This window comes from Saccharopolyspora shandongensis (genome assembly GCF_900106995.1).
Taxonomy (GTDB): domain Bacteria; phylum Actinomycetota; class Actinomycetes; order Mycobacteriales; family Pseudonocardiaceae; genus Saccharopolyspora; species Saccharopolyspora shandongensis.
In genome coordinates, this window is sequence record NZ_FNOK01000119.1 from 1 (window position 1) to 6,725 (window position 6,725).

Annotated in this window: 7 protein-coding genes and 2 pseudogenes; 7 read left to right on the forward strand and 2 right to left on the reverse strand. The window is 64.4% G+C overall.

Going from position 1 to position 6,725, the window contains the following annotated elements:
- A pseudogene (locus BLW84_RS45725) lies at positions 1-265 on the forward strand (IS110 family transposase); the annotation flags it as partial.
- Here the strand turns inward: BLW84_RS45725 and BLW84_RS45730 are convergent.
- Positions 223-567: a terminase gpP N-terminus-related DNA-binding protein gene (locus tag BLW84_RS45730; RefSeq protein ID WP_218157773.1), complete on the reverse strand. Its 345-nt coding sequence runs from the start codon at positions 565-567 to the stop codon at positions 223-225. The pseudogene BLW84_RS45725 and the gene BLW84_RS45730 overlap by 43 nt on opposite strands.
- A gap of 524 nt (positions 568-1,091) precedes the next feature.
- Between BLW84_RS45730 and BLW84_RS45735 the strand changes: the two genes are divergently transcribed.
- The 5 genes and pseudogenes from BLW84_RS45735 (at position 1,092) to BLW84_RS45750 (ending at position 5,525) form a co-directional block, all read left to right on the forward strand.
- A complete protein-coding gene (locus BLW84_RS45735; RefSeq protein ID WP_218157774.1) occupies positions 1,092-2,204 on the forward strand; it encodes a methyltransferase in 1,113 nt (370 codons plus the stop codon).
- 26 nt (positions 2,205-2,230) lie between these two features.
- On the forward strand, positions 2,231-3,259 hold the full coding sequence (locus BLW84_RS45740) for a type III polyketide synthase (RefSeq protein WP_281247507.1): 1,029 nt from the start codon (positions 2,231-2,233) through the stop codon (positions 3,257-3,259).
- Positions 3,260-3,644: 385 nt separating this feature from the next.
- Positions 3,645-3,692: pseudogene (locus tag BLW84_RS50105) on the forward strand (hypothetical protein); the annotation flags it as partial.
- An 8-nt stretch (positions 3,693-3,700) separates the two neighbouring features.
- Positions 3,701-4,177: a DUF397 domain-containing protein gene (locus BLW84_RS45745; RefSeq protein ID WP_093278992.1), complete on the forward strand. Its 477-nt coding sequence runs from the start codon at positions 3,701-3,703 to the stop codon at positions 4,175-4,177.
- 133 nt (positions 4,178-4,310) lie between these two features.
- Positions 4,311-5,525 carry a toxin glutamine deamidase domain-containing protein gene (locus BLW84_RS45750; RefSeq protein ID WP_245761852.1) on the forward strand — a complete coding sequence of 405 codons (1,215 nt, stop codon included), beginning with the start codon at positions 4,311-4,313 and terminating at the stop codon, positions 5,523-5,525.
- A 156-nt stretch (positions 5,526-5,681) separates the two neighbouring features.
- Here BLW84_RS45750 and BLW84_RS45755 read toward each other — a convergent pair whose 3' ends face one another.
- Positions 5,682-5,933: a DDE-type integrase/transposase/recombinase gene (locus BLW84_RS45755; protein WP_245761850.1), complete on the reverse strand. Its 252-nt coding sequence runs from the start codon at positions 5,931-5,933 to the stop codon at positions 5,682-5,684.
- Positions 5,934-6,362: 429 nt separating this feature from the next.
- On the opposite strand from BLW84_RS45755, the gene BLW84_RS45760 reads away from it, so the two are divergent.
- The coding region (locus BLW84_RS45760; RefSeq protein WP_143061232.1) for a WXG100 family type VII secretion target at positions 6,363-6,725 on the forward strand (363 nt) is incomplete at its 3' end.

The following is a 6,725-nucleotide window of genomic DNA, read 5'->3' on the forward strand; positions in this document are numbered from 1 at the left end:
CAGTTCGGGCTCCTCCATCAAGGGCGAACACCCGGCCAGAACCGGCAACCGCAAACTCAAACGAGCGTTCTTCCTGGCTGCGTTCGCGGCCTTGTCCGATCCCACCAGCAGGACCTACTACCAGCGGAAACGCGATGAAGGGAAGAAACACAACGCCGCGCTGATCTGCCTGGCCCGGCGCCGCTGCGACGTCCTGTTCGCCATGCTCCGCAACAAGACCTACTACCGGCACCCCCATCCAGACGCCGCGCCCGCTGCGGCTTGACAACCACATAGGGACACCCCCCCCAGCGCTCGGGCGGGTCGGCCGTAGCCGAGCTCCAGAAGCTCGTCGAACAGGGTGGTGGCCCACAGATGCGGGTCCTCGGCCAGTCGCGCCGTGCAGTAGATCGCGAACGGCTCGAACGGATCCGGACTCGTGCGAGCCCGGACGCCGGCTTGGCGGTCGCCGGACAGGTAGGCGCGGATGGTCTTGCGGTCCCGGCCCAGGTGGCGGGCGATCGCCGAGATCGTCCAGCCCCGAGCGAACGGGGCGTGCGCGTCGATGTCTTCCTCCCGTGTGAGCATCGAGACGTGGGGCTCCTTCGAGCTGGCGTGTGGTCAGAGACCGCCAGCCTCGAGGGAGCCCCGCCCGTCTCGGCGGAGCCACGCGGGTGGGGAAATTCAGTGAGCAAGTCTGGGGAGATTCAAGATTCACCTGAGCGTCGTCACTGCGACGGTGGGTGTTCATCCGTCGCAGTCGCACTGACGCCAGCAATCTGGCCTTCTACCTGTGTTTCGGCCCCACCGGGTCCAATGACGGCGAACTCGTCCGGGTGGCCGGGCCTCGCGAGGCTACAGCAGTAGAGGCGATCCTCTCGCGAGCAACGAGCGATTCAGGCAACCCTCGAAGGTACTTTCGGGTAGACCGAGAGATCCACCCTTCTTCTCCTTGAGTCCGCCGCATAGCTTTTCACCGCAACCCCCCGAGCGTGCCGGAAATCTTCTAGATCGACGGCGGAATCCACAGTGGAGATCGTTTTTCCCAGGTCTCGGACACCGTGCCGCGGGCGGGTACGTGCAGATACGCGTCGGAGAAGAGGAGAACGACCGTGGCTGACGTAGTGGAATCAACCGACTCGTTGGAAGACTTACGCCCGCTACCGCACCCTCGAATCAAGCGCCGGGGTCAGGTCGAACAACCTCCCGAGTTGACTCCGGCATCGTTGATGCAGTTAACTACGGGGTTCTGGAGTTTCAAGAGCTTCGCCGCCGCCGTCGAGCTGGAGCTGTTCACCAAGCTCTCCAACCTCGGCTCGGCCACAGTCGAAGCAGCGTCCGAGGCCCTCGGAATGCCCGATCGGCCCACTGATCTGCTGCTGGCCGCGTGTGCGTCCCTGGGATTGTTGGAGAAGACCGGGAACGAATACCGCAACGCGCCGGTCGCGGAGGAGTTCCTCGTGGTGGGCCGTCCTTACTACTTCGGCGGCTTCGTCCGGTTCTGCGATCAGCGCGAGTACCCCGCCTGGCACCGGGTGGTTCAAGCGCTGCGCACGAACCGACCCACCACTTGGGACCCGGAGACCCAGGATTCGCCGTTCGCGGCCGAAGATCCGGTGATGATGGCCCTGTTCTGGGAGGCCATGTATTCCATCTCCACGTTCACCGCCCGAGCACTGGGCGACTCCTACGACTTCGCTGCGCACAACAGGCTGCTGGACGTCGGGGGCGGGCAGGGAGCGTTTCCGATCGAGCTGTGCCGCCGCAACCCGCACCTGTCGGCCACCGTATTCGATCTTCCACACGTGTGCGACCTCGCCGCGGACAAGATCGCGGAATCGGGCCTGGGCAACGTGCTCGACACGACCGCCGGCGACTTCCTCGACGACCAGCCGCTGCCCAGTGGCTACGACGTCATCCTGCTGAGCATGATCCTCCACGACTGGGACGAGGCGAGCAATCGTCAGCTCCTGGCCAAGTGCTACGCGGCGCTTCCGCCGGGCGGCGCAGTTGTCGTGTGCGAACTGGTGCTGAACCCTGAGCGCACCGGCCCTCCAGCCGCCGCCCTGATGGGGATGAACATGCTCATCGAGACTGAGGGGGGCAAGAACTACTCGGAGACCGAGTACACAACGTGGCTCCTCGAAGCCGGGTTCGAACAGCCCCGCATCGTCCCGCTGGCCGCGGCCGGCGCGAACGCCGCCATCGTGGCCGTGCGAGGGTAGCGGTGCCCATCGTCTCTCGCCCCGTCGTGGGCCTACCGCCCCACGTGCTGGACCAAAGTGAAGTCCTGGACCATTTGACACGCCGCCTGCGGGACAACCCGAAACTCTCCGCCATCCGACGAGTGCTGGAAAACACCACCGTGCGGTCCCGGCGCGCCGTCATCCCGCTGGACCAGATCGTCGCGCACACGGGCCTGAGCAAACGGAATCGTCTTCACCTCGAACACGCCGTCGGACTGGCCACCAACACCGCCCTCGACGCCCTGGACGCAGCCAACTGCACCGCGAACGACATTGATGCGCTGGTGGTTGCCAACTGCACCGGTCACGCCCTACCTGGCGTGGACGCACATCTGGTCAACACACTCGGACTGCGCCCCACCGTACGCCGCACGCCCATCGCCCAGATGGGCTGTGCTGGCGGTGCCTACGCGCTAGCCCGGGCCGCTCAGGACCTCGCGGCTCACCCCGACGCAACCCACGTCCTGGTTGTTGCGGTGGAACTCCCTTCCTTGTCCTACCAAGCGGACGACCTCACCATTTCCAGCCTCGTCTCCGGCGCTTTGTTCGGGGATGCGTGCGCGGCCACTGTGGTCTCGGCCGACGACACCCGCAGCGGCCTACGCCTAGGTGCCGCCTGGGAGTACCTTCTACCGGCGTCCCTCGACGACATGGTCTACCGCGTCGACGAGGCGGGCTTTCACTTCGACACCCTGCCATCCGTCACTGACTGCATAATCAAAACCGTGCCGCATCTGGCGGCGTGGCTCCGAACGAACAGCCCCGAGCCGCATTGGGCCCCGCAGTTCCTCATCTCCCACACCGGCGGCCCCAAGATTATGGACGCGCTCAGGGACGGACTCGGCTGTTCCGAGGAACTGTTCGCCTTTTCCCGTGCCAGTCTTCGCGAACTCGGCAATACCGCCAGTGTCGCCGTCCTGGACGTCCTCGCCCGAACTTGGCACCAAGCGAGCGCGCACCCGGCGGCAACTGGGCTGCTTGTCGGCTTCGGACCGGGCGTCACCACCGTCGCCATCCGCGCTTCGTGGAATTGAGAAGCTCCGCCACCACTCGGTACCTCCTGGTAGCGATCGAGGGCAACGCGCAGTCGCCCGCGGACACGGTCGATGCCGTGCTGGGCGCAGGTGATGACGGACTCGTCGAAGAAGACGATCCACGCCCCGCGTGCGGCGGCGCTTTGTGAGCCTGGACCAGTCTTGAGCGATCTAGGTCATGATCGCGTCGTCCCGTTCGACGGCTCGGCGAGCCGGAGGCTGGGCGCTGAAGCCCAGTCTGTCACGCAAGACGAACCAGACCTGCCCGGAGTGTTGCAGTCTGGGCAGGTCCTGGCGTGAATCCAGTCCATTTCGGATGGGTTGGCCAAGGCAAAGATGTTGCCGCAGAACGCTTCGTCGGCTGTGCGGGCGTGACATTCTCGACATGCCCGAGCCGCCCACGATCCAGGTCGTCATGAGTGAGTCGTGCTTGCGCCGCATGTGGGCCCCAGCAGACGTGATGCAGCAGCAGATCAAGCACCTGATCAAGTTGTTGCCGAGCGGGATTTCCACAAGGCAACGCATATCGAGCCCGACAAGAATTGTGTACGTGTCGCCCGCCGGGACGGTTGGGTCGAACTGTGTGACGACAAGACGGTGTTAGGTGCACCGGATGATCACCGGTTGGTGTTCACCGCTGCGGAGTTCGATGCCTTCTTAGCCGGTGTTCGGGAGGTCCGGACCGAGGGGCTGTGCCTGGAGATCGCCCGCCGTGACGTGGACGGCATGCACGTGTTCCGTCGTCGCAATCGCCTACACCGCGTAGGTCTTCCGCGCCGCATTTGCGTCGGTTCGGTGTTTCTGCTGGTCAGTCCAGCCGTATGTATGTTGTTGCTATGGCAGCACAAAGTACGCACGGCCTCGTCCCTTCCCCGCATGGGTAGTCCGGATGGGCAGTTGTGCCTGAAGTTCGGGTAAGCGGCTTGGAGGCCGGCGTGCGGCGAGCTCATACTCCGCTGGAGATGGATTGGCGAGTGAGTGGGGACGGCGGAATATGAACGAGCTCGCGGAGCGGGCACGAGCCTGGTTGCAGGACACTTATGGGCAGCGTGTGGCGTTGAGCGACGAGAAGGCGATCCTCGAGACGGAGCGGGCGGCGTTCTTCGGTTGCCGCTACGTGGAGTCCGCCGAGCCGATGTTGGCGGCGACGATCTGCGTGCCGCTGGACGGGGCGGAACCCTTTCCCGCGTCTAACGCCGATCCGCTCGATGAGGCCCTCAATCTGTCCCGGGCCGAGCCGGGGTCGTGGCGCTGGCGGGTCAACGCGCTTAACTGCCTGATCGCGACCGATGCCGCGGTGAACTGCTGGCCTGCCACGGCGCTGCCGTGGGATCCGGCTTACGAAACGCCGGGCTGGTGGGATCGGATGCTGGCGACCTATTTCCCCGACGCCGAGGTCTTGACCTGTACGACGTGGGAGGACGCGGCCAGGGCCATTGAGGACGGAGGTGTGGGGACCCGGGCAGTGGTGTGGCTGCGCCGTCAGTTCGGCGGGCGTGAACTGGCCGGTCACCTGTTGTACGCGAACTACGCGGATGACGATGTGGTCTTTCTTGATGGTCTGCGGGGGACTGTCGCCGAGCAGAACAACGCCGAGGTCGCTGAGCTCGTGGTGGCGCGTTTCCGTCGCCCGCGAGGTGATTCCGACGGCGAGCTGCTGCCGTGGGAAGGCGCGGCGGACGAATTCGCCCAGGCCGTCGAGAAAGCGAAGGCGTGGCTGACGTACACCTACGACGGCGAAGTGGAACTCGTCTCTCCTGATCCGGCCGATGAGACCGAGCGTGGCTGGCTGTTCGCCTGCACTACCCGGAGTTTCCAGCAGATTGGCGACTGGCGCGATCAAATGCTCGACGCGGCCCTGGTGGTCCCGAAAGCGGCCGGCGAAGAGCCGTTCGGCCTGCCCAACCGTGATCCGTGGACGTGGCTGGACGACTGGAACGCCGGAAAACCGGGGTTGATGCCACCGCCGAAACCCGCGCAGGCAGAGTGGTTCGGCCCCATGGTCGCCGAGCTCGGCCCCGTGGTCGGTATCGGCCTCCACGACCATTGGTTCGGGGTTCTGGAGGAAATCTCCTCCTTTCCCGCACAAACCCAGGCACTGGTGTGGCTGCGCAGGAAGGACACCCGGGGACGGGAGAGCGTCGGGCACCTGTTGGTGGCTGTGAACGAAACCGACGGTGTTCAGCTCTTTGACCCGATGGATGGGCGTGCTCAGCCGCTCATCGAAACCGCACCGTTCGAGTTCCGGGTCATGCGCTTCGGCTGACAATCGGTCGTGAGTGCGAAACCGGGCTGGAGCCGGGGGTCATGTCTCAGGACCTCACGGACAGTTATGTCTCACGACGTCGTGGACAGTTTTGTGTGAGCCGTTGGTAGCGGACGCTGCGGTCCAGTGTCAGCGTCCGCACGACCGTGTCGCCGATCATGATGCTGACGCGGTCTCGACCACGCCCCCGCGGTGCTTGCCGGAGAACGCCAGACCGTTGTCGGTGAGCACCCGCACCGGCGCCCCGTAGCCCGCGAAGGCCTGCTGCAACGCCGCCCAGGTCTCCTCGCCGTTCTCGCTGGAGGCGGCATACGTTCCCACGTCCAGGCGGGAATGATCATCCAGGATCTGCAGGATGCACACCTTCTCACCGCCGGCGAGGACCGCCGCGACCAGATCTGGATCCATCGAAAACCCTGCTCCGCCCACCACTGATGATCACGGACAGCAGGCCATCCAGTGTTCACGAGGCCCTGAGACACAAACTGTTCACGAGGTAGTGAGCAAAGACACGGACCTGGGGGTCGGTTACGCACTCACGACCACCACATGAGCACGAATACGTGTTGCAGCTCACCTTTCACTCGCGCGCATATAAATCGAAAGTGACATCTTCCTGAACTCGAGTTGTTCGGTGAACTTTGCTGTTTGAAGGAGTCGTGTTTTTGTTGTGCGAGGCGTGACGTGGTGCCGGTGCCGGGTGGCCGGCCAGGATCGAGGTGACCGAATTTTGTGTGCCGATGTTGCCGACGAAGCCGATGGTGATGCCGGTTCGCCTGCGTCGGTGTAGTTGGCGTGTGTGCTGGGTTAGTGGTTAGGTGAGCTAGAGGGGCAGTTATGGCGATCATGTTCAGTGAGTTTGAGCGCCAGCTGTGCTATTGGCTTACGGGGGATGAGCCGCCGCCTGTTAATGAGGATAAGGTGCGGGAGTTGGCGGCGGTGTGGCGGTCGCATGCGGGGCGTTTGCGGCGGTTGCGGGTGGATGCGCGGGCGGCGGTGGAGGGGATTCGGTCGTCGGGTTTTGCGGGGGCGTCGGAGCGGGCGTTTGCGGCGCGGATGGCGCCGTTTGTGGATGGGCCGTCGAATTATTTGGATGCGGCGGCTGATCATTTTGATGCGATGGCTGATGCGTTGGATCAGATCGCGATGGAGGTGGAGTTTCTTAAGCTGGTGGTGTTGATTCAGTTGGCGTTGCTGGCG